This window comes from Pseudomonas sp. NPDC090208, from assembly GCF_044746785.1.
GTDB lineage: Bacteria > Pseudomonadota > Gammaproteobacteria > Pseudomonadales > Pseudomonadaceae > Aquipseudomonas.
The window spans coordinates 593,133-616,985 of record NZ_JBIVCU010000002.1 but is presented as its reverse complement, the minus strand read 5'-3'; the positions used below and the strand labels follow the sequence as shown (position 1 = coordinate 616,985).

Below are 23,853 nucleotides of genomic sequence, written 5' to 3'. Positions count from 1 at the left end.
AGCTCGAACCTGTGCACCGAGATCACCCTGAACACCAACAAGGACGAGATCGCGGTCTGCAACCTGGGCTCGATCAACCTGCCGAACCACATCGTCGACGGCAAGCTGGACACCGCCAAGCTGAAACGCACCGTCGATGTAGCCGTGCGGATGCTCGATAACGTCATCGACATCAACTACTACTCGGTGCCGCAGGCGAAGAACTCCAACTTCCGTCACCGTCCGGTCGGTCTGGGCATCATGGGCTTCCAGGACGCGCTGTACCTGCAGCACATCCCTTACGGTTCCGACGCTGCCGTGCAGTTCGCCGACCGTTCGATGGAAGCGGTCAGCTACTACGCCATCCAGGCTTCCTGCGACCTGGCCGACGAGCGTGGCGCCTACGAGACGTTCCAGGGTTCGCTGTGGTCCAAAGGCATCCTGCCGCTGGACTCGCAACAGATCCTGATCGAAGCCCGTGGCCAGAAGTACATCGACGTCGACCTGACCGAAACCCTGGACTGGGCGCCGGTACGTGCTCGCGTACAGAAAGGCATTCGTAACTCGAACATCATGGCCATCGCGCCGACCGCGACCATCGCCAACATCACCGGCGTATCGCAGTCGATCGAACCGACCTACCAGAACCTGTACGTGAAATCGAACCTGTCGGGCGAATTCACCGTGATCAACCCGTACCTGGTTCGCGACCTGAAGGCTCGCGATCTGTGGGACTCGGTCATGATCAACGACCTCAAGTACTACGACGGTTCGGTTCAGCAGATCGAGCGTATCCCGCAAGAGCTGAAAGACCTCTACGCCACCGCGTTCGAAGTCGAAGCCCGCTGGATCGTCGACGCTGCCAGCCGCCGCCAGAAGTGGATCGACCAGGCTCAATCGCTGAACCTGTACATCGCTGGCGCGTCGGGCAAGAAACTGGACGTGACCTACCGCATGGCCTGGTACCGTGGTCTGAAAACCACCTACTACCTCCGTGCCCTGGCCGCGACCAGCACCGAGAAATCGACCATCAACACCGGCAAGCTCAACGCCGTATCCAGCGGCGGCCACGGCCCGGACGACTCGGCGATCACTGCCCCGCGTCCAGCCGAAGCAGCCCCGGCCGCCGGCCCGGCCCCAGTGCCAAAGGCCTGCGCCATTGATGAGCCGGATTGCGAGGCTTGCCAGTAATGGCTGACCTGCCGGGCTGTTGACGGCACCCAACAAAAAGCCCCTGTTCAGGGGCTTTTTGCTGTCTGGCATTTGCCTTACGGCCCTCCTCCGCCGACACCGCAATTCCCCTGCAGCAGTCCGGCTTGCCGGCGGTCGCGCCCTTGAAATCATCACCGCCGGCAAGCCGGACTGCTACAGAAGGATCACGCCTGACCTGTAGGAGCGCGCTTGCTCGCGAAGAGGCCCGCACAGCCACCCTCCATTTCCGCTAAACTCGACCGCATCGCGACAAGAGGCCACGCCATGCCAACCCCCTCTCTCGAAGCCAAAAAAGCCTATTGCGCCAAAACGCGCAAATCCAACTACGCCGCCAGTCTGCGCCTGGAAGGGTTCCCCAGCACGCCCGCCGATGTTGAACGCCTCCTTCCCAGCCGAGAAGAACTGCTGAAAATCTACAGTGGCAAGAAAGCGTGACGCTTGACAAATACGGCACAGGCCAGGATCCATACTGCTTTCCCGATACCGCGATCCTGCGTAACCGTTTCGGGATCTATGACGAACAAATCCTGGCCGAAGCTGAACGCGCACTTTCCGAAGTAGCAGCCGAGTCCATCGACTTTGCACCACCGCCCTACGACCTCGCCTACCTACAGCAAATCCATAGCAGGCTGTTTTCAGACTTGTACGATTGGGCCGGCGAATTGCGCACCGTCGACATCTCAAAAGACGATACCCACTTCTGTACGACCAGCCGAGTAGTGCCTGAAGCTGACAAGCTGTTCAAAGCGCTGGCCAAAGCGAACTGGTTTCAAGGACTGGAGCGAGCAGCACTTGTCGCCGCCTGTGCCGAGCTGTTCGGCGACCTCAATGTCGTCCATCCATTTCGCGAAGGGAACGGCAGAGCACAGCGAATCCTGTTCGAGCACATCGTCGTCAACGCAGGTTATGAAATCAGTTGGTGGGCCGTGGAGCCCGAAGAATGGCTTCGAGCCAACATCGACGCTGTGGTGTGCGAGTACAGCGCATTGGTGCGGGTATTCGAACGCTGTATCGGTCGCTCAATCGGCTCATAGCCGTGTGAAAATTCAAATGCCACAATGAGCAAAATGTGAACCACTCGTCGCGCGACTCTCGAGCTAAAGTGCTGTCTCTGATTCCTACACCCCCTCTCGAATCCCCCCACACGTCGTGAAATCCGTCGCCCTCACTTGAGAGCGAAAAAACTGACCTGTGTCACGACTCAATGGCTCGGCCGATACGATACGACATTCGCCATTGATACAGCTGAGCACACCCTCTATAGTGTGTTCCGCGCCACAACAGAACACTAGATATACGATTTCAACCAGATTCGCGCCCATCATCGCGGTTCACGAATCGAAGAAAAAAGCCAGGAAAACGCCAGTAAAAACCTCCCGGCAAAATGACTCACGGACGAACAAGCGGCGCCGATTTCTGTATAATCCGCGCTTGCTCAGGGGACTCAAAAATGACGTTTTGCATCTGCGAAGCTGGCACTCTGACTGCAACCCCAAAAATCACATCTCGCAGGCATGCAATCTTCAGCCTTCGAGATCTGCCCACTGATCGATCCGCGAGCCCTCTCCGGTAATCAGGGCAATACTCAAAAAGCACTGACCCATCCGCCTTGTGTGCCACGGCACGCAGGCAGCGCCGTCAGCGCTTACTTTTTAAAATCCAACAGATCGCCGTCTGGCGATTCTCAAGTAGGAGCCTCATCACCATGCTGAGCTGGGACGAAGTCGACAACGAAGACGCCGTGGAAACCAACAAAGGCGCTAACGCAGGCAAAGCCGCTGACGCCACCATGGACAAACTCGACAGCGCCGGCGGTGCCGCCGCCCTCGAAGCACGCGCCGTCAACGCCAACGACTCCGCCGCCGTCGCCCGCGCCAAAGCCGCGCTGGACAAACTCGACATCGCCGAAGGCCTGGCCGAACTGGAAGGCTCCTCCGCGCGCGTCGCCGTCGACGAAAAACGCATGATCAACTGCCGCGCCGACCTCAACCAGCTCGTACCGTTCAAGTACGACTGGGCCTGGCAGAAATACCTGGACGGCTGCGCCAACCACTGGATGCCGCAAGAAGTCAACATGACCGCCGACATCGCCCTCTGGAAAAACCCGGAAGGCCTGACCGACGACGAACGCCGCATCGTCATGCGTAACCTGGGCTTCTTCTCCACTGCCGACTCCCTGGTTGCCAACAACCTCGCGCTGGCCGTGTACCGCCTGATCACCAACCCCGAGTGCCGCCAGTACATCCTGCGCCAGGCCTTCGAGGAAGCGATCCACACCCACGCCTACCAGTACTGCATCGAATCGCTGGGCATGGACGAAGGCGAGATCTTCAACATGTACCACGAGATCCCGTCGGTCGCTAAAAAAGCCGCCTGGGGCCTCAAATACACCCGCGCCATCTCCGATCCGGAATTCAACACCGGCACCGTCGAGACCGATAAAGAACTGCTGCGCAACCTGATCGCCTACTACTGCGTCCTGGAAGGCATCTTCTTCTACTGCGGCTTCACCCAGATCCTCTCCATGGGCCGCCGCAACAAAATGACCGGCGTCGCAGAACAGTTCCAATACATCCTGCGCGACGAATCCATGCACCTGAACTTCGGCATCGACGTGATCAACCAGATCAAGATCGAAAACCCGCACCTGTGGGACGCCGAACTGAAGGAAGAAGCCAGCCAGATGATCCTGCAAGGCACCCAACTGGAAATCGAATACGCACGCGACACCATGCCGCGCGGCGTACTGGGCATGAACGCCGCGATGATGGAGGACTACCTCAAATTCATCGCCAACCGTCGCCTTTCGCAGATCGGTTTGAAGGAAGAGTACCCAGGTACCACTAACCCGTTCCCATGGATGAGCGAGATCATGGACTTGAAGAAGGAGAAGAACTTCTTTGAGACTCGGGTGATTGAATACCAAACCGGCGGTGCGCTTAGCTGGGATTGATAAATCGCTAAGAAAATTTAAAGCGTTCCTTACCCCGCTACGGCGGGGTTTTGTGGGGTTCAGCCTTGAAATATAATGAAAGCAATAAAGACCGAGAGCTAAGAAACTGGTTTACACGCGATTTTTCCAACGCCCACTTGAGAGCAATTAAAGTTACCACCGGTAACATTCGTGGCGTGTCGGACGTAAACATACCAATAAGTTTTCCGATCACCGCCATTGCCGGCAGAAATGGTTCTGGAAAATCAACGATATTGGCGATGGCTTGCTGCGCATACCACAACTACAAAAATGGAGTCAAGGCTCTAAATCGCAAACAAACCTACTACACTTATGCAGATTTTTTCATACAGCACAGCGAAGAGCTTTCCCCAGAAGGCATAGTGATAGAATACGACTTCGCATTTAACAACTGGGCCATCACCAACCACAATAAAGAAAAACAAAGTATCGGCACTCAAGAACGTCGAAAAAAGAAGGGCGGAAAATGGAGTGACTACTCCTCGCGAGTTCCTAGAAACTGCGTATTTATCGGAATAGAGCGAATTGTTCCTCACAGCGAAAAGAGTCAATCCAAGAGTTATAGAAGAAGATTTTCAAGCTCACAACTCAAAGGCTGGGAGGGAGAGGTCAAAGATATAGTTGGTCGAATCCTCAACAAAACCTATGAAGAATTCAAAATAGTTTCCCACTCCAAATACAAATTACCCATCGCTAAATCAGATGGCGTCTGTTTTTCAGGTTTCAATATGGGGGCAGGGGAAAACGCATTATTTGACATCTTCACCACTATATTTAGCTGCCCAACAGGCACAATGTTTGTTATAGATGAAATCGAGTTAGGACTGCATACAGCCGCACAAAAAAAATTCATAAACGAGCTTAAAAATGTATGCATTGAGAAAAAATCTCAAGTCATTTTCACCACTCATTCAAAAGAAGTTTTCGATTGCCTTCCTGACGATGCACGTTTTTTTCTTGAAAGAGTAAACGGAAAAACAGTAGCGCGAGCTGGAGCTTCATCCTCTTACGCCTTTTCAAAGCCAAGTGCAGAAAATCCGAAAGAAGTAAATATTTTTGTAGAGGATGATGTAGCCCAAAATCTAATAACAGCAGTGCTTCCTTCAAGAATTAGATCCCGCGTTAATATAGAAATTATAGGCTCAGCGTCTGCCTTATGTGTTCAGTTGGCAGCATTGCACAACAGAGCAAGCCCGACTAACACGCTAGCACTATTCGATGGCGATCAGAAAGCACTACATACCAAAAACTCAGCATTTACCCTCAGAACATCCGAACGCAAAGATGCAACTTTCGAAACGTGGTTTCAGGCAAAGACTTCATATTTCCCGGGAGAAATGTGGCCAGAAAAATGGATCCTAACTGAATGCCTGAATAGCATTTCAAATTTAGGCACCCTTGCAAATATTGACCCCGATTTACTACCCGAAATAATTAACTCAGGCATACTTTCAGGCAAACATAACGAATTTTATACAATGGCAAAACTTCTTGGTATCACAAGAGAGCAAGCCATGTTTATATTTTGCACTAACATCCAGCAATGCCACGGCGAATCATTCTCAGAAATCATTGAAAAGATAAACTCCATGCTAAGTTAGATCTTAACTCTTAGCTTTTTCATAAAGCCAGGTTAACTGGCTACCGGGCTTTATGAAACCACTAGGACATTTCCTTGGCGCATCGCGATATCTACTCGCGCCAAAAGGCGTCATCTATAAATCTAAAAAACACCGAGTAGGATTTCCAACCTACAGATTGTAGGAATTTTCCTAGACATGCACAGTGGCCATTTAGTATCGTCTGAGGATCCATCCTCGCCGACGACTGTATGGAATCCAATAAAGCCAATCGCAAATGGACCGAAACTGAGATACAGGCCTCAGTCGACGCCTATCTCGACATGCTCCAGCGCGAACAAGCAGGCCAGGAGATCAGCAAGGCACACGAGAGACGCATTCTGTTAGAAGGGCCTCTGGCAGGCCGGAATGACGGTGCCGTTGAGTATCGAATGCAAAACATCTCAGCAGTCCTAGAGCAAATGGGCCGCCAACGCATTATCGGCTACAAGCCCGCAGGCCACGCTGGCGCCAACGTCGAACGCATCATTCGCGAACGGCTTGATGCGTGGGATAATAAGCCAACATCCCAAGATTTCGAGCCCACAGCAGACGACGCAACGCTAGAAAAGCGCGCCCTAAAACTCGAAAAGCAGCCCATCACAACACCGCCCAAAGGCGTCGCAAGGCCGCAGCAATCAACGTCATCAGGAAAAACCTTCTTCCGCGATCCGGAAGTCAGAGCCTGGGTTCGCCAGCAAGCTAACGGCGTTTGTGAAGGATGCGGTGCTGCCGCCCCGTTCTTGAAAGACGGCCAACCATTCCTTGAGGTTCACCACGTCAAACACCTGGCTGATGAAGGCTCCGACCGCATCACCAACGCCGTGGCGCTCTGCCCCAATTGCCATCGTCGCTGCCATCACTCCAGCGACAAGGATGCGTACACCGCATCTCTGTACGAAAAGGTGGCGCGGCTGGTGCGAGAGGACTAGCTCTGTCGGCGCATCTGAAACTTTCAGAAATGCCCTACAACATCGCCCCTTGCCCAGACCAGCGCTCACCCCTACCCTGCCTCGGCGCCTAAGAAACGCAGCAGAAACACCTGAGCAGAGCGGCCCGCCCGCTCCCGATAGAAGCGGCTTTTTTGCGCCCGCGGCTTCTCGCTGCGTGTCGAAAATCTCTCTGCTATGTCGGGAGTGGGCGAATACAAGACCCGCAAGGGGAATATGTCCGGCCCTGTTCTCTGCTCAAGGGTTTCTTAGCTCCCGACTCCCATTTCTGCCATGGACGGCAATTCAGTAGAGACAAGGACAATGACCCATACCCTCTCCCCCACCACCTTCCACCGTCACAACCGCCCGTTACGCACTTTCCTCCTGGAATCCGAAGCCTGGTTCTGCGCTCGCGATATGGGGCGATTGATGGGTTGGCCGTTGAACGAGCGCACGACGCGCAAGCTGGATGACGATCAGCGTCGGGTGGTGACGCTGTTGGATCGGCATGGTGAGGAGGAGGTGTTGGCGGTGAGTGAGTCGGCGGTCTATACGCTGATCGTGCATCACTCGCACGCGGAGAATCGGGCGTTGCGGCGCTGGATTACTCAGGAGGTGGTGCCGTGTCTGCGGGATGGGTTGGTGCCGCCGCCTGAGTCTCAGCCGAGTTTGAGTTTTCTGCAGTGGCCGGGGTTGTCTGTGAGTCTGTTGCATTGGCGGGGCGAGCCGTGGATTCGGTTGCGGGATATGCCGCGGGTTGTGGAAGTGGAAGAAGTGCGTCGGGTAGCGCGGCGGCGAAAGCCTTGGTGGCGGTTTTGGTGATGGGGTTCGGTCTGGTGGGCTGCGGCGGCTAGGCTGGCGTATTCGCGAGCAGGGCTCCCTCCCACGGGGATTGTGGTTTGGGCTGAGCATTGTGGTGCTCAAGCTGGCGTCATCGCGGGCAAGCGCGCTCCTACGGTGGGGGTTGAAGCTTCTGTAGCAGCATGGCTTGCCAGCGGTGGCAATCTTGAGGGTGTCACCGCCGGCAAGCCGGACTGCTACGGGGTGGGTTCGCAGCCGAGACTGGGGCTTGCTGTTTTGTGGATGACGCGGATTCGCGCCAATAGAACGAAGACGCCGACGAGGATGGCGGCGCTTTGCAGGAGCAGGAAGGTTTCGATGTCCGGGCGGTCGATGTCGATGCGATAGAGCAGCGGGGTCAGGACGCCGAGCATGATGAGGTTGACCCACACCTGCGGGCCGAGGGTTTCGCCTCTGGCACGCAGTTGGGCCAATGCCAGGGAAAGCAGCGCGCTGGCGGTCAGGTAGGCCGTCAGAGTGGCATAGAGCTTCAGGCTGTAATCCATCGTCGCACCGCCGGCGGCGAGGAAGAGGTATTGGCCGAGCGGCCATAGCGCCAGCGCAATCACGACAACAATGCCAAGGGTCCAGAACATGCCGCGTGTCAGGTAAGGCCGGGACAGACTTGGCGTTCGGCTGATCAGCAGGCTGTGAATCTGCGCGAGTGCGAGCGAGGGAATCATCAGCAGGCCGGCGACGGTCATGAACACCGAGAGTTCGGCGACCAGATAGCTGTCGATCCTGACCAGGCGTTCAGTCAGCAGGTAGAAATAGATCTTTTGCCCGCTCATGCCTGCCGCGATGGGGGCGCCGCTGCGCAGCAAGTCGCCGCCCAGTCTTCGCGCGTTGATCAATGAGCCGTACGGCTGGCCGCGAGACAGGCGCATCAGCAACAGAAAGGTCAGCAGTTCGCTGAAGGCGAAGTAGGTGATCGCGCAATAAATGAATGTGCTGGCCTCTGTCGTGACGTACAGCACAGCGAGCAGAACGCAGCAGATGGCGGTGACACGAGTTTTGGCTTTTGCGCAGTGGGACGCTTTGCCGGTGGCCTCATGGAACAGTTGCAGGAAGGTGTTGAGGGTCAGTAGCGGGACTGAGACGGTGTAGAGAACCGCGAGCGTCCAGAACATTCCGCTGTCCCATTGATCGGCGCCACCTGCGTGTTTGATCACGGTCAGCAGTATCAGGCATGACGATGCCGCCAGTGCGCCGATGCCGAGCGCCATCGTGAATCCACCGGAAAGCAGGTCGCGCAGGGCCGATGGATTGCCTGTTGCTGCAGCGGCTCTGTTGCCAACGGTTGCGAGCAATAACGGGAAGAATGCCGATACCACCGAGGCGGCGGCCAGGATGTAAGCGAACAGCGCGAGGTCGCTTGGGGTCTTGTGGGCGACCAGCAGAAACACCAGCGAGATGCCGCAGGTGGGGATGAGGCGGCTGGTGATGAATGCGGGGAGTTGTTTGCGGACGGCTGCGGAGTAGGTCATCAGGGGTCGGGGTGTCTGTGCTGGCGTCATCGCGGGCAAGCGCGCTCCTACGGTGGGTGTTGAAGCGTCTGTAGCAGCATGGCTTGCCAGCGTTGGCGGCATTGAGGGCGCCGACGCCGGCAAGCCGGACTGCTACGGACGCCGCGGGCCCGTCAATATAGCAGTGGCTGGGCGGGCGCCATCGTGAGCAGAGCTCCCTTCTACGGGATTTGTGTTTGTCATGATGGCGGTGTCGCCAGACAAATTTGCGTCAGCCTTTGCTGCGTTCGCGGTATTCCTGAACCATGTCCTGGGTCACGTCTTCCTTGAAGCACAGTGGCGAGTAGCCGCCTGCGCGGTTGTAGGCGCTGCGCTTGCCGCAGCGGCTGCCGTTGCGTGCTGAGTTGTAAGGGCAAGGACAGTTGCCGGGATAGGCGGAGATGGAGTCTTCGATGATGTGCTGGATGATGGTGGCGTCGCTGAGACGGGTTTCTTTTGCGGTGGCGCTGAAGGCGCTGAGCAGGGCGAGGGTTGCGAAGAGGCTGATCGCGAGTTTTTTCATGGCCATTCCTTAGCGGTCGGGGTAGATTCCGGGGCGCTTTTTACCATGACATCATTGAGCCATTACACTGGGTTTTCGTTGTGCTGTGACGGGGTTCTCTGATGCTGTAGAGGGAATGTTCTTACAGACGTTTGGTTTTGTTCTGACGTGGTGTTGGTGGAGTTTTTATAATCGCTATCGCCGGCAAGCCGGACCGCTACAGGCGGTGCCCTTTGATTTTTGGAACAGACCACGGACATGCCCAGGAAAAGCTCTCTGTTTGACAAACTCTTGTTGCTCGCTGCGCGGCTGCCTTGGTGGGTCGTGGGCACGCGCAAAAGCCGTAGCAGCCTGAAAGCAGAGCCGCCTCCTGCTGATATTTCACCGCAGCCCACAGTTGAGACCGTGCAAGATCGGATCAGGCCCGTGGCGAGCCCGCCGCCCGTCGCTACCAAACCGAAAGTGAAGCCACCAGCAGCGCCAACCCAGGCCGAGCCGAAAATCGAACCCAAAGCGCCGGCCTGTCCGTTCTGCCGCAAGACCATGGTCATGCGTGTGGCCCGATCCGGGAAGAACGCCGGGGGGAATTTTTGGGGCTGTGCGGATTATCCGAAGTGCCGGGGGATTCGGCCGATTTTTGCGCCGATGCAGGTCAAGTGATCCGGAGCATGTCGCGAGCATTGCAGGCAACGGCGGCCCGTGACATTTAATTCCATAAACTCCAGTTAAACTTTTTGCTAACGAAACTTTATCAAGGTTTCATTTGCTCCATTGCCGATATCTTTTTACAGCGAACTCACCTGATCGAACTTGCACGAGCAAGAAGGTTGAATCACATGTTCAAATCCATCGGTATTATCAGCGCTCTCGCTGTTTCCTCTTTAATGGCTTCGCCTTTCGCCTCGGCGGAAGAGTCCTCCGCCTTTGTTGCCCGTAACGACGCGATTCACGCGAACTTCGAGCAACATGAAGAAGCCCTGGCCGCCAAGGCCCGGGAGGACAAGACCCAGCAAGCCTCGACCTATAACCCGCAAGTGGAGAATGCCAAACACACCTGACCGTTGCCGCTGTTGCAGTTTCTTTCGTTGTTTCATCGTTGTGGTTTCATTGTGCAACTTCGCGTTATTGCTCCCGACGCGTTGCCCCAAGCTCCAAACTTCAGCCGCTGCTCCCCAGCGGCTTTTTTTTGAGTACAGAAAAACAATCACCTTTAATAATAAATACGGCTGCCTGAACAACTCCACTGCCGAGCCTATATAAAGTCCAACGGGGAATATGATCTTGAACCTGATTTTTCGATTCAGTGCCTTGTGCGTGGCCGTGACGGCGACGCTCTCTTCGGCCGCCTTTGCCGATGACAACAGCAACAGCCAGGACGGTTTTATCGAAGGCTCGCATTTCGATCTCGACCTGAAAAACTACTACTTCAACCACGACCGCCACGACGGCAAGCAGGACAGCAAGGAGTGGGGCCAGGGTTTTGTCGGGGTGTTCCAGTCCGGCTTCACTCAAGGGCCGGTGGGTTTCGGCATCGACGCCAATGCCATGTTGGGCCTGAAACTGGACGGTGGTGGCGGCAGCGGCGGGTCGAGCATCCTGCCGACCACAGCACCCAATCCCAACAAGGACAACCTGTACGGCGATGCGCCGGATTTGTTTTCGTCCGCCGGTGGCGCGTTGAAGATGCGCGCGTTCGACACGGTGCTGAAAGCCGGTGACATGTTCCTCAACAATCCGGTGATCGCTGGCGGTGCGACGCGGATGTTGCCGATGACGTTTCGCGGTTTCAGTCTGACCAACACCAGTTTCGATCATCTGACGCTGGACGCCGGGCAGGTGAGTTTCGACAAACTGTTCAACCAGAGCGGCAACGGCCGCATCGGCACCTATTACGGCACCCTGCCCGACGGCGAGAAGAGCAAGCACATGAGCTGGGCCGGCGCCACCTGGACAGGTGTGCCGGGCATGACGTCGAGTCTGTACGCGGCGCAGCTCAAGGACATCTGGAACCAGTACTACTACGACCTGGACTACAACTGGGCGCTGAACGATCTGATCAGCCTCAACCCCGGTTTCCACTACTACCACACCCAGGACAGCGGTCAGGCCCTGCTCGGCAGTATCGACAACAACACCTTCAGCGTGCACATGGGCGTGACCGTCGGCCATCAGACCCTCACCACCTCGCTGCAGAAGGTCAACGGCAACACCCCGTTCGATTACATCCGTGACGGTGACAGCATCTATCTGGACAACTCGCAGCAGTATTCGGACTTCAACGCGCCGGGTGAAAAATCCTGGAAGTTGCAGTACGCGTATGACTTTGTCGGTTGGGGTTTACCGGGGCTGACGTCGTCGCTGTCCTACACCCGCGGCACGATGGATTTGACCAAAGCCACTACGGCGACGGACTCGGGCTACAGCTATTACAACGCCGACGGCAAGAACGCCAAGCATTGGGAGCGCGACGCCGACATCAAGTACGTGGTGCAGGGCGGTCCGGCGAAAAACCTCGGCGTGCGTCTGCGCTGGGCGACCAACCGTGGCGGCGACGGCTACAAGGTGGTGGACCACAACGCCGACGAATACCGGGTGATCGTGGATTATCCGATCAATGTGTTCTGATGCTGCGCTCAACGTTGTCCTGCAACCTCTGTAACAGGTGTGCCCCGCGAACCCTGTAGGAGCTGGCTTGCCCTGCGAGCGGCGGGGAACCCGTCGTAAAATCGATGCACGCGATTTATCTGACACACCGCATGAGCCGGATTTACGACTGCTGCGCAGCCGCTCGCAGGACAAGCCAGCTCCTACAAGGGCAGCGGGGACAATCCAGGCGCCAGCGGGGGAATGCGTAAGTGTTCCCCCTCAGGCAAAATGCCGAGCCTATGTAGGACTCAGTCTCAAAAGAGGTAGGCATGCGCGCGTTCAGTTTGAAATCCGTTCTGGTCTTCACCGCGCTGGCCGCGTGTCTGGGCATGACCGCTGTGGAAGCAGCCACCACCACCAAACACCCGGCCAAAGCGACCAAACCGGCCAAGCCTGCTGAGCAGAAAGTCTCGATGCTCGGTGGCAAGTTCGTTTTCACCCTGCCCAAGGATTACGTCAAAGGGCCGATGGAGGAGATCGACGACAAGGCCAGGGCGGCCGGCGTCAGCGGTTCGCTGTACATGAACAAGCCGGCCAAGCGCGTGGTGATCATTACTGAAACGCCGTTGCCCAACGGCCAGAAAGTCCCGCCTAACGATACCAAGACCCTCGACGGCATCATTGCCGAGACGCTGGTGCAGCAGCAGTCCAGCTACAAGGACTTCAAGAAACTCGGCGAGAAAAAACTCGTGCGCAAGGGCCTCGGCCTGCGCCAGCTCGACGTCTCCGGCAGCGTCGACGGTGGCAAGGTGCTGAGCACCACCATCACTGCCGCCACCGGCAACCGCACCGCGATGGTCAACGTCATTTCGCTGGCGAAAGACGCCAAGGCACATGGGCAGGTGGTCAAGGGCGTGACCGGCGGCAAATGACGCCAACCGTCTGTAGATCGCATCGCGGGCAAGCCACGCTCCCACAGGACCAGCGTCTTCCGCCAGCTCTTCCGAAGTACTTCGGATCTGTGGGAGCGGGCTTGCCCGCGAAGGCGTAAGGTCAGAAAGCGTGAATCGCGCAGATGTATCTGTTCATGGCCAAGCCACTCACCGCCGGCTTTCCACCGCCATCCGCACCGCAAAACCGAACAGCACCGTGCCCATCAGCCAGCGCTGGACCATCGCCCAGCTCGGGCGCTGGGTCAAAAAATAGGCGATGGAGCCGGCCGCCATGGCGATGGTGGCGTTGACCGCCAGGCTGATGCCGATCTGCACGCTGCCCAGCACCAGCGATTGGCCGAGTACGCTGCTGCCGTTGTCGAGGCTGATGAATTGCGGCAGCAGCGACAGGTAGATCATCGCGACCTTCGGGTTGAACAGGTTGGTGATCAGGCCCATGACAAACAGCTGGCGATTGCTGTCGCGAGGCAGTTCCTTGATCTGGAACGGTGAGCGGCCGCCGGGTTTGACCGCCTGCCAGGCCAGCCACACCAGGTACATCGCGCCGGCGATGCGCAGGGTGTCGTAGGCATAGGGCACGGCCATGAACAGGCCGGTGATGCCAAACGCCGCGCAGAGCATGTAGAACAGAAAACCGATGCCCACGCCGCCCAGGGAGATCAACCCTGCCCTGCGACCTTGTGAGATCGATCGGGAAATCACGTACATCATGTTCGGGCCCGGTGTCAGGACCATGCCCAAGGCAATAAAGGAAAAGGCAATGAGGTTGGAAAATTCCGGCATGACGACTTCCGCCAACAGGTTGAGGTGGGATGTCGAAGACAGCTCGACGCGGCCCGCGCATTCCAGCGCAGGTCGCAGGCGGCGTAAAGAGACAGATCCACGGAAAATCGACCCGGACAGATGGAGTGGCGCGGTTTCCCCTCTCCAATTGCGTCTATGCTGGGAAGCATTCCGATTCAAAGAGTGGGCGCATATGGTGTGCGACGGTCAGCCGTCTGATTCCGACCGGTAGTGGCAAATTGCTCTTCACAGCACCCGACAGGCAAGCGACACTCTGAATCGTTCGTTGTGGCCGATGTTTCAGTCGGGATGCTGCGTCTACAACCCGGTGAAGAGCTATGCGCAATTCAATCCATAAAGGTCTTTCCTATGCCCGGCGCATGTACCTGCCGCGCAGCGTCGGGTTGGGTATCGGCTTCTTCGCAGTGGCCGCCGCGCTCTACCCTAGCCATCCGCCGGCCTGGGTCTGGTGGCTGATGCTGTTTCACGGCTACGTCTGGCCGCATCTCGCGTTTCAGTTGGCACGCTTTTCCGACTCCCCCTACACAGCCGAACGACGCAATCTGGTTTACGACTCGCTGGCGGGCGGCTTCTGGGCCGGGGCCATGGGTTTCAATGCCCTGCCCACGGTGACCGCGCTGTCGATGATGGCGATGAACAATATCGCCTCGGGAGGCCCCCGACTGTTTGTCGTTGGCAGCCTGGCGCAGTTTGTCGGCGCGCTGATCGGGTACTGGTTGTTCAGCCCCGAACCGTTCCCCGCCATTACTCAGCTGCAGGTCTACGCCTGCCTGCCGATGCTGGTGATCTACCCGCTGGCCATCGGCCTGGTCTGCTACCGCGTGGCGGTGCAACTGTCGAAAAGCAAGAAGGCGCTGGAAAAACTCAGCACCACCGACAGCCTCACCGGCCTGATGAACCACGGTGCGTGGAAGAATCTGCTGAGCATCGAATTCAACAACTGCCAGACCCTCAACCGGCAGAACAGCGTGGCGCTGATCGACATCGATCACTTCAAGGCCATCAACGACACCTACGGCCACATCATTGGCGACAGCGTGCTCAAGCAGGTCAGCAATGCCCTGTCCGCCAGCCTGCGGGAAACCGACATGGCCGGCCGCTACGGCGGCGACGAGTTCTGCGTGATCCTGCCCAACACCACCCTGGCCCAAGCCAACGACGTCCTCGAACGCCTGCGCCGCACCATCCACGAACACACCCACACCACCCTGCCGGACCTGAAACTCAGCCTGAGCATCGGCATCGCCGCTTATGGCCCGCACCTGATCGACGCCGGCCAGTGGCTGCACGAAGCCGACATGGCCCTGTACGACGCCAAGAGCACCGGCCGCAACCGGGTCACCTCCGCCCGCCCGGTTCGCGTGCTTGCCAGCCAGTAAGCGCGGCTCGACTCATCAACGCCGCGTGCGCGCAATCATGTCGAACAACGTGGTCAAGCCGCTGGTCTGCAGATATTTCTGAACGATATTGCGCAAGATGGCGGACAAGTTCTGAGCCGGTGCGGGTTTGGTTTTTTTAACCCGATTTCTTTCAAGCAGTGCCTGATGGCGCTCTGCGGCTGTGGAGGGTTTCTTGTCACCTTTGCGGGAATACACTTCCTTGGACAGCGTCCTGACGTAGTTCTTTTCAATAATCCTGAACTGTTTCAAAACCGGATCGACGGGGATGGGTGCACTGCCATTCGACAATCGATTGACCGCAAACTCCAGGAAAGCGAAATCACTGTGTCCCAATCCGGAATAATCCGGATCAATGGTAAATTTTACAAAGTCCTTATCCAACCGAGTGTTCGCCAGGGAAGCACTTTCTCTTATTCGTTTAGCCACCGCGGCGTCAACAGCTGTAAAGCTGAAAAATTCCTTATGCCCCTCACTGTCGTACATATTTCCTTGATTAAGGCGCGCCATGATTTTTCCATCGTTATGGCTCCTGTAATCACCCAACTCCCTAGCCAATTGGTCGACATACTCCAGATCAACTGACTCCTCCTGGGCAATCTCGTAAATCTCTCCAAACAGCCGCCGATCATCAGGCGTGAGATATTGATAAATAGAAATACCATCCAGCCCGTCTTTATAAGTCACCACACGGGGTTCATAACTACTGGTTGAACCGAACAGACGCTGCCTCATCACTGCCTGACCGCTGATTGAGACCGTGGATGTCGGGGTTGTAGTGGAAGTGTTCGCTTCGGTTGACACCTCAGGCTTGGGCGACGGTTTTTCCTGAGGGGTGATAGGAAAGTTCGTGTTGGGTAAGGAATCAATTCGCATGCATTTATCTCCTGAAATTTCCCGACGGTCAGACCATCGGGAGACTCACTCCTTTATTTATCGCCTTCACGTTATTCAGCCCGAAGAGATCCCGTGAGCCTGACTCGCAAAGGAATTTCAAAATCCTGTTTGTTATTTATTTGAATGACTCAAAACTGACTTATCCATGCTCATCTCCCTTCGTACAAAACCGGCATCCATGCCAAACACTTCCACCCCATCAACCGTAGCCTTGCCAAGAACGACTGCCCTCCGTGTCTCAGGGGCGCTCGCATTGGCGCGATGGATAACGAAAAATTCGCCGTTCTCTTCGCCAATCACGTCGGCCGGCAAGACGATGCCAACAAACGGTACGGCGAACGTGATCGCGTCGTCCCCCACCAAGCACCCGTTCAGGTACATCCGCTGTTCCAACGGTGCCGGCTGCACCGCTAGCCAGTTCGGGCTGCCAGAGGCTTCATGCAGCCTGGCCGGATAAAAAAGATCGGCGCCACCGGCCAGCAACAGCGCAGCGATCAATAGTCGTCGCTTCGGGGGCGAACGATCAGTCATTGAGGATGACCTCCCAACTGTCCAGGGTCATGCACCGTCGTCGGTAATCGCAGATCGACCACCCGACGAGCGCAGCCATCAGCGCATGCCGTCGTTGTGACTCTGAACCTGGCGCAACAGATCGAGCGGCGACACGCTCTCCAGCAATTCGGCCAGGCTGCCGTCCAGCAGCAGCGGGCCGTAAAGACGTTCTTCGCGTTGCAGATGGGCTTGCTGTACCTGCCGATAGTTGTCCGGATAGATGCATTGCTCGATGGGTAGCAGACGGTCGAAATGCTCCAGCAACCCATAGAAGACAATACGTCGCTCGACCACACCGCGCGTGGTGGCGATCAGCTTGATGAAAAAATCCGAATCGCTTTGCCGCATGGCTTCATACGCGGCGTAGCGCTCGACCATCGTGAACAGACCGGACTCATCGAACACCACGCAACACAGCGCCTCGCGGCTGTGCCCGCGAAACGGGTTGTGGCAGGCCTGACGCCGGTGATTCTGAGCCAACACGAACGCCAGAGCCTGTTCGGCGTGACCAATACGTTCGTCGATTGCCAGAAGGGTCATGTCCTCCAGCGCTGGTGCCTGACGCCCCAGTCGCTCGATATCGGCATTGAACTGGTCGAACACCCCTTGCGGCCCGAACAGTCGTTTGTGTTGCGCATATAGCTGCTCGGCCGACAGGTTGGCCTGCTCGGCCACCAGTTTTTTCAATGGCTCGTTTTGAATGCCCTTCAGGGCTCGCGCCGGCCTGTCGTCATGGAGCGCGGGGGCGAGAATGTCGTGTGAGGTCTTGCAAGCGATCATTGGGAAACTCTTTTTGATTGTGGTTTTTGTGTTTTTATTCGTTGGGGCGCACGAGCGCCGGCGCTCTCTTTCATACTGATCGACAGGCAGCCAACCGCATTAACCGCCACTGCAGATTCCGGCCATGACTGACCGTCATGTCTATTCTATTGGCGAGAATTCAAACACCCGCACTCACCGCCATATAATTCAAACTCCGGCCTGTACTGCACCGCTAATGACCGGGCCTGATTTGCAGGGAAACAAGTTCCACCCGGCTTTTGACCTGGTGTTTTCTCAACAGCGCCGATACATGATCACGGGCGGTGTAATAGCTGATACCCAACCGTTCGGCGATGTCCTTGTTGCTGCAGCCGGCCATCACCAATTGCAGCACGACACGCTCGCGTGCGGTTGCCCGGCGGGGGCGTTTGCGTTTTTGTGGTTCCTGCATATGCCCGCCATTGAGGATTCCTCTGATATTGATTACCCATCGGCACCCAGTCGATTTAATTGAGCATTTTGTTTGGCAAGTTACAAATTCGGCACAGAAGCAACAACCAGAAAACTTAACGACTTCGACAGGTAACTTTTCTTACAAACCAAATAGAACCATCAGACCCAAGCAACAGTCACATCTTCAGCGAAACGTTTTACTCAAACAACGACATGAGCGCTGTCCATTTCATCGGTAGTTACATGGAACAAAAGGTAAACACCTGAAACAGGAATTTCAATTATTTATTCATTTTTTTTACAGCGAGAACTTCACATGAATAACAGTTAAAAAAACTGCAAAAGAAAGGGCGGTCTGCACCTGCTCCTGCACAGACCGCCCTGCTTGTATCGGGAATTTATCTGACGCTGTTCAGGCCGGCGCCTGACCGAACATTTTCATGGCTCGCTCGCGGATTTCATCCGGGCTGAGGTCTTCCTTGTGCGTGCCGATGAACCACAGATGGCCGAAAGGATCGCGCACGCTGCCGCTGCGGTCGCCGTAGAACATGTCCTGCACTTCGCTGACCACGGTGGCGCCGGCATCGACTGCACGCTTGAACTGTTCATCGACGTCGGGCACATACAAGTGCATGCCGAACGCAGTCTTGCCGCCGGGTTCCGGGCTGCTGAAACCGCCCTGGTCGCAGGGCTCGGAGAGCATCAGTCGCGAATCACCGATCTGCAGTTCGGCGTGACCGACCCGTCCGCCCGGTGCGTCGAGGCGGAACATTTCCTTGGCACCGAAGGCTTTCTTGTAGAAATCGATGGCTTCGGCGGCGGGCGAAACGCCCATGTACACGGTGAGGCTGTGCTGGCCTTCAGGGATAGGTTTGACGCTCATGGGGAATTCTCCTTACGGGTTCAGGTACGCAGGATTACGGCTGCAGTTCAAACAACGCCTTGCCGCTGGCCATGTCGAACGGCGCGGAAAAGTGTTCGTGGACGGCCTTCCAGCCAGCAGCAGTCTTGCGGTAGCCGGCACTGGCGCGCATCCATGAGGACTTTTCCTCGCCCTTGTCGTCGGTCCCGCCGCATTTGTTCAGCCAGTGGGCGAAGGCCACGTCGCCGCTGGCGTGTATTGCCAAATGATGGACTTCGAACAGCATGGCGCCCTCGCACATGCCCAGGCAGTACGCCCAGTGCTGGCGGTAGGCTTCAGCACCGCGAAACTGCAACTGGATGATCGCGTCATAGGCGACGATGCCGGGGTCGTAGTAGCTCATGATGGCGTCGAGGTCTTTGTCGCGGACCGCTGCGCACCATCGGTCAAGCAGGTCGCGGATCTGTTGTTCGTCGCTTTGGCTGTTCATGACAGGGCTCCCGAGGCGCTGGCCTTTTCGGATTGTTGTGAGAGTTTGAGTTCCCGCACCGGGCGGACTTCCACGCTGCCGACCCGGGCTGCAGGAATGTGCGCGGCCACGTGCAGGGCCTCGTTCAGATCCCGCGCCTCTATGAGGTAGAACCCCGCCAGCTGCTCTTTGGTTTCCGCGAACGGACCATCGGTCATGGTCATCTTGCCGTTGCGCATCCGCACCGTGGTCGCGGTTTCCACCGGCTCCAGCGGCTCGGCCGCCAGCATCCGCCCGCTGGCCATGACCGACTGCGCATAGGCCAGGCATTCATCGTCCCGCGGGCTGTCGGGGTGGGAATGCAGGGTCTGTTCGTTGCTGTAGATCAGACACAGGTATTTCATGGTGATCTCCTCAGTTAAACGCCATTCCCCCTGTAGGAGCTGGCGTGTCCTGCGACCGACTGCGAAGCAGTCGTGAATTCGGTAAACGCGGTGTATCAGGCAAATCGCGTGTGCAGGTTTTACGCCGGGTTCCCCGCCGGTCGCAGGACAAGCCAGCTCCTACAGGACACGGCACATGAAGCGCATTGCGCGGTGAACATGAACTAATCGAATGCCACCCCGCCCAATCGACAGCCTTTTTCAGCGTCCGACCAACGGCAATTCGTCCAGCCGGCGCTGCAGAAAAGCCCGGTCGACGTCCTGCCGCGCCAGGCCAATGGCTTTCCGATACGCCTCACGTGCCTCGTCGTTTCGCCCCAAACGCCGGCACAGATCGGCGCGGGCGGCCCAGGCCAGGTGGTAGTCATCAAGCTCGCCGCTGGCCAGTAACGGGTCGACCAGCGCCAGCCCGGCTTCCGCGCCGTGCACCATCGCCAGCGCCACCGCGCGGTTGAGGCGGACCACCGGCGAATCGTCGAGGCGTAACAGCACGTCATACAGACCGACAATCTGCGGCCAGTCGGTGTCATCGGCCTGCACCGCTCCAGCATGCACGGCGGCGATGGCGGCCTGAACGCTGTAGATCCCGGCTGGTGCGCTGCTCAGGGCCTGTTCCACCAGTGCTTCGCCCTGTTCGATCAGCTCGTGCTGCCACAGGCTTCGGTCCTGCCGGTCCAGCATCACCGGCTCGCCTTCTGCGGACAGACGCGCCGGGCGCCGCGACTCGATCAACAGCATCAGGCCCAACAGCCCCGCCACTTCCGCTTCGGGCAGCAATTCCAGGAGCAGACGTCCGAGCCGAATGGCTTCACCGGACAGATCGGACCGGGTCAATTGCTCGCCGGACGAGGCGAAATAGCCCTCGTTGAACACCAGATAGATCACCCGCAGCACCGCTTCCAGGCGCTCGGGCAGCTCGGCGCGGGTCGGCACTTCGTAGGGGATGTGGGCGTCGCGGATCTTGTTCTTGGCGCGAACGATGCGCTGGGCCACGGTCGAGGGCGTAATGAGAAAGGCGCGGGCGATTTCTTCGGTGGTCAGGTCGCAGACTTCGCGCAGGGTCAGCGCCACTTGGGCATTGGCGTTCAAGGCCGGGTGGCAGCAGACGAAGATCAGCCGCAGACGGTCGTCCTCGACGCTGTCCGGATCGGTGTCGATGCCTTGCAGACGGTCTTCCAGTTGGCGTGCCAACTCGTCGAGAGAAGCGTCGAAACGGGCCCGGCGCCGCAAGCCGTCGATGGCTTTAAAGCGCCCCACCGACACCAGCCAGGCGCGCGGATTATCCGGAATAACCGACGGCGACCATTGCTCGACCGCAGCGATGAAGGCGTCCTGCAGGGCTTCTTCAGCCAGTTCGAAATTGCCCAGCAGGCGAATCAGGGTAGCCAGGACGCGGCGCGATTCCTGGCGATAGAGGGCGTCGACCGTCTCGCGAATGGCTGACGAAGTATTGAGGTCTTTCTTATTGGAGTTATCGCTCATGCCTACACTCGCCGACGGCTTTTCAGGTAGCGGTCGGCCAAGCGTAGTCAGTGATCGGGCGCCGCTCCATGGCGCCCCGACGGTCAGTTGTCCGGGCAGACGCTCAGTACGTCATCCACCTGCATGCCCTTGCGCAGGCCGAAGAACATCGCCGTCAGCAGGCCCACGGCGCCCATGATCACGCAGTAACCGACGCACACCCACGGGCTCCACGGCATCAGCGCGATCAGCGCCAGCGGCGTGGTACTGGCCCACAGCGCGTAACTGACGTTGTAGGTCAGCGAGATGCCGGAGACGCGAATGTTCGCCGGAAACAGGCCGACCATGACCGACGGCACCACGCCGACGATGCCGCAGGCCAGCCCCGCCACCGCATAGGCCACGCTCACCGGCAGCCACTGGATGACCAGGCTGGCGTACAACAGCGCGACGCCGACCGGCAGCAACAGGCTGTACAGCACCACGCCGCGCCAGGCGCCGATGCGGTCCACCAGCCGACCGGCCAGCACGCAACCGATGTTGAGGAAGACGATGCCGATGCTGCTCAGGCCAAAGGTATCGCGAGGGGTCATGCCGAAACGCTGCTGCATCACGGTCGGGGTGATCACCACCAGCACCACCACCGCCGAGGTCAGCACGCAGGTCAGCAGCACCGCGGGCAGCAGTGACTGGCGATGTTCGCGCAGCACGGCACGCAGCGGCAGTTCGGTCATCTGCGCGCGTTGCTCATGCAGCGCCATGAACACCGGCGTTTCGCTCAGCCAGCGGCGCAACCAGATGCCGATCACGCCGAACACCCCGCCGAGCAGAAACGGAATGCGCCAGGCGAAGTCGAGGATTTCTGCCTGGCTGTAGACTCTGGACAGCCAGGTCGCGGTCAGCGCACCGATCAGGTAGCCGAAGGTCAGCCCAGCCTGCAGCACGCCCAGCGCATAGCCGCGATGGCCCTTGGGCGCGTGCTCGGCGACGAACACCCAGGCGCTCGGCACTTCGCCGCCCACCGCCGCGCCCTGAAGGATGCGCAAGGCCAGCAGGATCAACGGCGCCCAGTAACCGATCGCGGCGTAGGTCGGCATCACGCCGATCAGCAGACACGGCAGCGCCATCATCAGAATGCTCAGGCTGAACACCCGCTTGCGCCCCAGCTTGTCGGCGAAGTGCGCCATCAGGATGCCGCCCAGCGGCCGGGCCAGGTAACCGGTGACAAAAATCCCGAAGCTTTGCAGCAGGCGCAGCCATTCAGGCATTTCCGGCGGGAAGAACAGCTGGCTCAGCGTCAGGGCGAAAAACACGAAAATGATGAAGTCGTAGATTTCCAGCGCCCCGCCCAGCGCGGCCAGGCCCAGGGTCTTGTAATCGCCCCGGTTGAACGGCTGTGGACGTGGTCGAAGAATGGCTGTCATGACAGACCCCAAATCAGGTGAAACGGCAGTTGAGTGCGACAAAGGCGCGCAGGATAACAAAGCTGGCCACTTGAGGGCGTCAGGCAGACGGCTGGTGAGGTGTCAGTCAGGTCCGATCACAGGGCATACGTGCCAGGGGTCACGCCGAACTGCCCGTGAAAGGCGCCAATGAAGGTGCTGACGCTGTCGTAGCCCAGACGCCGGGCCACACCGTTGACGTTTTCGCCGTTGGCCAGCAGTTCCAGGGCGCGCTTCATCCGCGCAACGATGCGCCATTGCACCAGCGACATGCCGGTTTCCGCGCGAAAATGCCGGGTCAGCCCGCGCCGCGACATGCCGACGCGTCGGGCCCAGTCGTCGAGGGTCAGCTTGTTGGCCGGGTCGGCGACGATGGTCAGGGTCATGCCGACCAGATGCGGGCTACTGGGCATCGGCAGAAACAGCGGGTTGGCGGGAGAAATCTTCAGTTCGTCGAACAACACGTCGAGCTGGCGATGTTGCGGCGGCAGCAATTCGGCGGTGCCGCTGTCCCAGGCGCCGATGCGTTCCAGCAGCGCGCTGCACAGCGGGGTCATGTCGAATACGGTCGGCGTGGTGGGAAACAGCGGGCAAAGGTCCGGACGCAGGTAAATCATCCAGCCCTTCGCCGCCTGGTGAACCCGCGCAGCATGGGCCACCCCCGGCGGAATCCAGCCGATGCGCCGCGCCGGCACTACCCAACTGCCGGTGTCCAGCTCGGCGGTGATCACCCCCTGGCGCACCGCCCAGAGCTGCCCTTCGCGATAGCGATGCAACGTGTCCTCACTGCCAGCCTGCAACGGCTCGACGTTGATCAGCAGCGGTCGTCCATCCTGGATACGGCGTTGCAACGGGTACTCTGCTGACATGGCCCGATTTCCCTGCTGAGTGGCCTGCCGACGGTAGCAAGCCAGGGAGGGGGAATGCCAGTGGTGTCTTTACAGATATTTGCCTGGCACTTGGTAAGCGCCGTTTGTGATGCTGGCCGCAGGCCGTGGGAAGGTGCTCTGCTCGCGAAAGCGTTGGGTCGGTAGGGGCAGCAGTGTCTGAACTGAGGCTATCGCGAGCAGAGCTCCCTCCCACAGGTCACCTGTCCGGCTGGCGGATGGTGGCGGTCTTTCGACCGACATCGCAGCTACGCCTGATTGACTGGTGCCAGGCACGAACCGCTTTTGATTCTGGCCGAAGGCCGTGGGAGGGAGCTCTGCT

The 23,853-nt window shown here is 58.2% G+C and carries 25 protein-coding genes; 12 read left to right on the top strand and 13 right to left on the bottom strand.

Features of this window, described 5'->3' with window-relative positions; translation table 11 throughout:
- The 7 genes from ACIPL0_RS05850 to ACIPL0_RS05820 all read left to right on the top strand — a co-directional run.
- Positions 1–1,170: ribonucleoside-diphosphate reductase subunit alpha (locus tag ACIPL0_RS05850; RefSeq protein ID WP_400731324.1), on the top strand; the 1,170-nt coding region annotated here is incomplete at its 5' end.
- A 285-nt stretch (positions 1,171–1,455) separates the two neighbouring features.
- The gene (locus ACIPL0_RS05845; protein WP_400592426.1) at positions 1,456–1,626 is read left to right on the top strand and encodes a YhfG family protein; all 171 of its coding nucleotides are present in this window, start codon (positions 1,456–1,458) and stop codon (positions 1,624–1,626) included.
- Positions 1,623–2,225 (top strand): putative adenosine monophosphate-protein transferase Fic, encoded by a 603-nt coding sequence (locus ACIPL0_RS05840; RefSeq protein WP_400592429.1) that lies wholly within the window; start codon positions 1,623–1,625, stop codon positions 2,223–2,225. The genes ACIPL0_RS05845 and ACIPL0_RS05840 overlap by 4 nt, the downstream gene beginning before the upstream one ends.
- A gap of 671 nt (positions 2,226–2,896) precedes the next feature.
- On the top strand, positions 2,897–4,144 hold the full coding sequence (locus ACIPL0_RS05835; RefSeq protein ID WP_400592432.1) for a ribonucleotide-diphosphate reductase subunit beta: 1,248 nt from the start codon (positions 2,897–2,899) through the stop codon (positions 4,142–4,144).
- Positions 4,145–4,209: 65 nt separating this feature from the next.
- Positions 4,210–5,766 (top strand): ATP-dependent nuclease, encoded by a 1,557-nt coding sequence (locus tag ACIPL0_RS05830; RefSeq protein WP_400731322.1) that lies wholly within the window; start codon positions 4,210–4,212, stop codon positions 5,764–5,766.
- Positions 5,767–5,996: 230 nt separating this feature from the next.
- Positions 5,997–6,716, top strand: coding sequence for an HNH endonuclease (locus ACIPL0_RS05825; protein WP_400592439.1), 720 nt, complete (start codon positions 5,997–5,999; stop codon positions 6,714–6,716).
- 321 nt (positions 6,717–7,037) lie between these two features.
- The gene (locus tag ACIPL0_RS05820; protein ID WP_400592442.1) at positions 7,038–7,538 is read left to right on the top strand and encodes a Bro-N domain-containing protein; all 501 of its coding nucleotides are present in this window, start codon (positions 7,038–7,040) and stop codon (positions 7,536–7,538) included.
- A gap of 215 nt (positions 7,539–7,753) precedes the next feature.
- Here the strand turns inward: ACIPL0_RS05820 and ACIPL0_RS05815 are convergent, their stop codons facing one another.
- Both ACIPL0_RS05815 and ACIPL0_RS05810 read right to left on the bottom strand, forming a co-directional pair.
- Positions 7,754–9,043: a hypothetical protein gene (locus tag ACIPL0_RS05815; RefSeq protein ID WP_400592445.1), complete on the bottom strand. Its 1,290-nt coding sequence runs from the start codon at positions 9,041–9,043 to the stop codon at positions 7,754–7,756.
- A gap of 250 nt (positions 9,044–9,293) precedes the next feature.
- A complete protein-coding gene (locus tag ACIPL0_RS05810; RefSeq protein ID WP_400592447.1) occupies positions 9,294–9,584 on the bottom strand; it encodes a hypothetical protein in 291 nt (96 codons plus the stop codon).
- 237 nt (positions 9,585–9,821) lie between these two features.
- Between ACIPL0_RS05810 and ACIPL0_RS05805 the strand changes: the two genes are divergently transcribed.
- From ACIPL0_RS05805 to ACIPL0_RS05790, 4 genes are all read left to right on the top strand, one after another.
- On the top strand, positions 9,822–10,223 hold the full coding sequence (locus ACIPL0_RS05805) for a topoisomerase (protein WP_400592450.1): 402 nt from the start codon (positions 9,822–9,824) through the stop codon (positions 10,221–10,223).
- A gap of 176 nt (positions 10,224–10,399) precedes the next feature.
- Positions 10,400–10,621 (top strand): hypothetical protein, encoded by a 222-nt coding sequence (locus ACIPL0_RS05800; RefSeq protein ID WP_400592453.1) that lies wholly within the window; start codon positions 10,400–10,402, stop codon positions 10,619–10,621.
- 217 nt (positions 10,622–10,838) lie between these two features.
- A complete protein-coding gene (locus ACIPL0_RS05795) occupies positions 10,839–12,188 on the top strand; it encodes an OprD family porin (RefSeq protein WP_400592456.1) in 1,350 nt (449 codons plus the stop codon).
- A gap of 290 nt (positions 12,189–12,478) precedes the next feature.
- On the top strand, positions 12,479–13,081 hold the full coding sequence (locus tag ACIPL0_RS05790) for a polyribonucleotide nucleotidyltransferase (RefSeq protein WP_400592458.1): 603 nt from the start codon (positions 12,479–12,481) through the stop codon (positions 13,079–13,081).
- Between the two features lie 168 nt (positions 13,082–13,249).
- Here ACIPL0_RS05790 and ACIPL0_RS05785 read toward each other — a convergent pair whose 3' ends face one another.
- Positions 13,250–13,885 carry a LysE family translocator gene (locus ACIPL0_RS05785; RefSeq protein WP_400592461.1) on the bottom strand — a complete coding sequence of 212 codons (636 nt, stop codon included), beginning with the start codon at positions 13,883–13,885 and terminating at the stop codon, positions 13,250–13,252.
- A 338-nt stretch (positions 13,886–14,223) separates the two neighbouring features.
- Between ACIPL0_RS05785 and ACIPL0_RS05780 the strand changes: the two genes are divergently transcribed.
- Positions 14,224–15,285: a diguanylate cyclase gene (locus ACIPL0_RS05780; protein WP_400592464.1), complete on the top strand. Its 1,062-nt coding sequence runs from the start codon at positions 14,224–14,226 to the stop codon at positions 15,283–15,285.
- Positions 15,286–15,300: 15 nt separating this feature from the next.
- Here the strand turns inward: ACIPL0_RS05780 and ACIPL0_RS05775 are convergent, their stop codons facing one another.
- From ACIPL0_RS05775 to ACIPL0_RS05730, 10 genes are all read right to left on the bottom strand, one after another.
- Positions 15,301–16,179, bottom strand: a complete 879-nt coding sequence (locus tag ACIPL0_RS05775; protein WP_400592467.1) for a hypothetical protein — start codon at positions 16,177–16,179, stop codon at positions 15,301–15,303.
- Between the two features lie 132 nt (positions 16,180–16,311).
- A complete protein-coding gene (locus ACIPL0_RS05770; protein WP_400592470.1) occupies positions 16,312–16,731 on the bottom strand; it encodes a hypothetical protein in 420 nt (139 codons plus the stop codon).
- 78 nt (positions 16,732–16,809) lie between these two features.
- On the bottom strand, positions 16,810–17,532 hold the full coding sequence (locus ACIPL0_RS05765) for a hypothetical protein (protein ID WP_400592473.1): 723 nt from the start codon (positions 17,530–17,532) through the stop codon (positions 16,810–16,812).
- Positions 17,533–17,746: 214 nt separating this feature from the next.
- Positions 17,747–17,893, bottom strand: coding sequence for a LuxR C-terminal-related transcriptional regulator (locus ACIPL0_RS05760; RefSeq protein ID WP_400731332.1), 147 nt, complete (start codon positions 17,891–17,893; stop codon positions 17,747–17,749).
- Positions 17,894–18,379: 486 nt separating this feature from the next.
- Positions 18,380–18,850 (bottom strand): VOC family protein, encoded by a 471-nt coding sequence (locus ACIPL0_RS05755; protein ID WP_400592479.1) that lies wholly within the window; start codon positions 18,848–18,850, stop codon positions 18,380–18,382.
- Between the two features lie 34 nt (positions 18,851–18,884).
- Complete coding sequence (locus ACIPL0_RS05750) at positions 18,885–19,319, bottom strand: YybH family protein (protein ID WP_400592482.1); 435 nt, start codon at positions 19,317–19,319, stop codon at positions 18,885–18,887.
- Positions 19,316–19,702: a YciI family protein gene (locus tag ACIPL0_RS05745; RefSeq protein ID WP_400592484.1), complete on the bottom strand. Its 387-nt coding sequence runs from the start codon at positions 19,700–19,702 to the stop codon at positions 19,316–19,318. The genes ACIPL0_RS05750 and ACIPL0_RS05745 overlap by 4 nt, the downstream gene beginning before the upstream one ends.
- 240 nt (positions 19,703–19,942) lie before the next feature.
- Positions 19,943–21,223, bottom strand: coding sequence for an RNA polymerase sigma factor (locus ACIPL0_RS05740; RefSeq protein WP_400592487.1), 1,281 nt, complete (start codon positions 21,221–21,223; stop codon positions 19,943–19,945).
- Positions 21,224–21,306: 83 nt separating this feature from the next.
- Positions 21,307–22,626 (bottom strand): MFS transporter, encoded by a 1,320-nt coding sequence (locus ACIPL0_RS05735; protein WP_400592490.1) that lies wholly within the window; start codon positions 22,624–22,626, stop codon positions 21,307–21,309.
- A gap of 116 nt (positions 22,627–22,742) precedes the next feature.
- The gene (locus ACIPL0_RS05730; protein ID WP_400592493.1) at positions 22,743–23,513 is read right to left on the bottom strand and encodes an AraC family transcriptional regulator; all 771 of its coding nucleotides are present in this window, start codon (positions 23,511–23,513) and stop codon (positions 22,743–22,745) included.
- Positions 23,514–23,853 lie beyond the last annotated feature (340 nt).

Bases quoted from the DNA above. Each gene is read 5' to 3' on its own strand.
- ACIPL0_RS05845 (WP_400592426.1), top strand. From the start codon at position 1,456: ATGCCAACCCCCTCTCTCGAAGCCAAAAAAGCCTATTGCGCCAAAACG.
- ACIPL0_RS05835 (WP_400592432.1), top strand. From the start codon at position 2,897: ATGCTGAGCTGGGACGAAGTCGACAACGAAGACGCCGTGGAAACCAAC.
- ACIPL0_RS05825 (WP_400592439.1), top strand. From the start codon at position 5,997: ATGGAATCCAATAAAGCCAATCGCAAATGGACCGAAACTGAGATACAG.
- ACIPL0_RS05820 (WP_400592442.1), top strand. From the start codon at position 7,038: ATGACCCATACCCTCTCCCCCACCACCTTCCACCGTCACAACCGCCCG.
- ACIPL0_RS05815 (WP_400592445.1), bottom strand. From the start codon at position 9,043: ATGACCTACTCCGCAGCCGTCCGCAAACAACTCCCCGCATTCATCACC.
- ACIPL0_RS05810 (WP_400592447.1), bottom strand. From the start codon at position 9,584: ATGAAAAAACTCGCGATCAGCCTCTTCGCAACCCTCGCCCTGCTCAGC.
- ACIPL0_RS05805 (WP_400592450.1), top strand. From the start codon at position 9,822: ATGCCCAGGAAAAGCTCTCTGTTTGACAAACTCTTGTTGCTCGCTGCG.
- ACIPL0_RS05800 (WP_400592453.1), top strand. From the start codon at position 10,400: ATGTTCAAATCCATCGGTATTATCAGCGCTCTCGCTGTTTCCTCTTTA.
- ACIPL0_RS05795 (WP_400592456.1), top strand. From the start codon at position 10,839: ATGATCTTGAACCTGATTTTTCGATTCAGTGCCTTGTGCGTGGCCGTG.
- ACIPL0_RS05790 (WP_400592458.1), top strand. From the start codon at position 12,479: ATGCGCGCGTTCAGTTTGAAATCCGTTCTGGTCTTCACCGCGCTGGCC.
- ACIPL0_RS05785 (WP_400592461.1), bottom strand. From the start codon at position 13,885: ATGCCGGAATTTTCCAACCTCATTGCCTTTTCCTTTATTGCCTTGGGC.
- ACIPL0_RS05780 (WP_400592464.1), top strand. From the start codon at position 14,224: ATGCGCAATTCAATCCATAAAGGTCTTTCCTATGCCCGGCGCATGTAC.
- ACIPL0_RS05775 (WP_400592467.1), bottom strand. From the start codon at position 16,179: ATGCGAATTGATTCCTTACCCAACACGAACTTTCCTATCACCCCTCAG.
- ACIPL0_RS05770 (WP_400592470.1), bottom strand. From the start codon at position 16,731: ATGACTGATCGTTCGCCCCCGAAGCGACGACTATTGATCGCTGCGCTG.
- ACIPL0_RS05765 (WP_400592473.1), bottom strand. From the start codon at position 17,532: ATGATCGCTTGCAAGACCTCACACGACATTCTCGCCCCCGCGCTCCAT.
- ACIPL0_RS05760 (WP_400731332.1), bottom strand. From the start codon at position 17,893: ATGGCCGGCTGCAGCAACAAGGACATCGCCGAACGGTTGGGTATCAGC.
- ACIPL0_RS05755 (WP_400592479.1), bottom strand. From the start codon at position 18,850: ATGAGCGTCAAACCTATCCCTGAAGGCCAGCACAGCCTCACCGTGTAC.
- ACIPL0_RS05750 (WP_400592482.1), bottom strand. From the start codon at position 19,319: ATGAACAGCCAAAGCGACGAACAACAGATCCGCGACCTGCTTGACCGA.
- ACIPL0_RS05745 (WP_400592484.1), bottom strand. From the start codon at position 19,702: ATGAAATACCTGTGTCTGATCTACAGCAACGAACAGACCCTGCATTCC.
- ACIPL0_RS05740 (WP_400592487.1), bottom strand. From the start codon at position 21,223: ATGAGCGATAACTCCAATAAGAAAGACCTCAATACTTCGTCAGCCATT.
- ACIPL0_RS05735 (WP_400592490.1), bottom strand. From the start codon at position 22,626: ATGACAGCCATTCTTCGACCACGTCCACAGCCGTTCAACCGGGGCGAT.
- ACIPL0_RS05730 (WP_400592493.1), bottom strand. From the start codon at position 23,513: ATGTCAGCAGAGTACCCGTTGCAACGCCGTATCCAGGATGGACGACCG.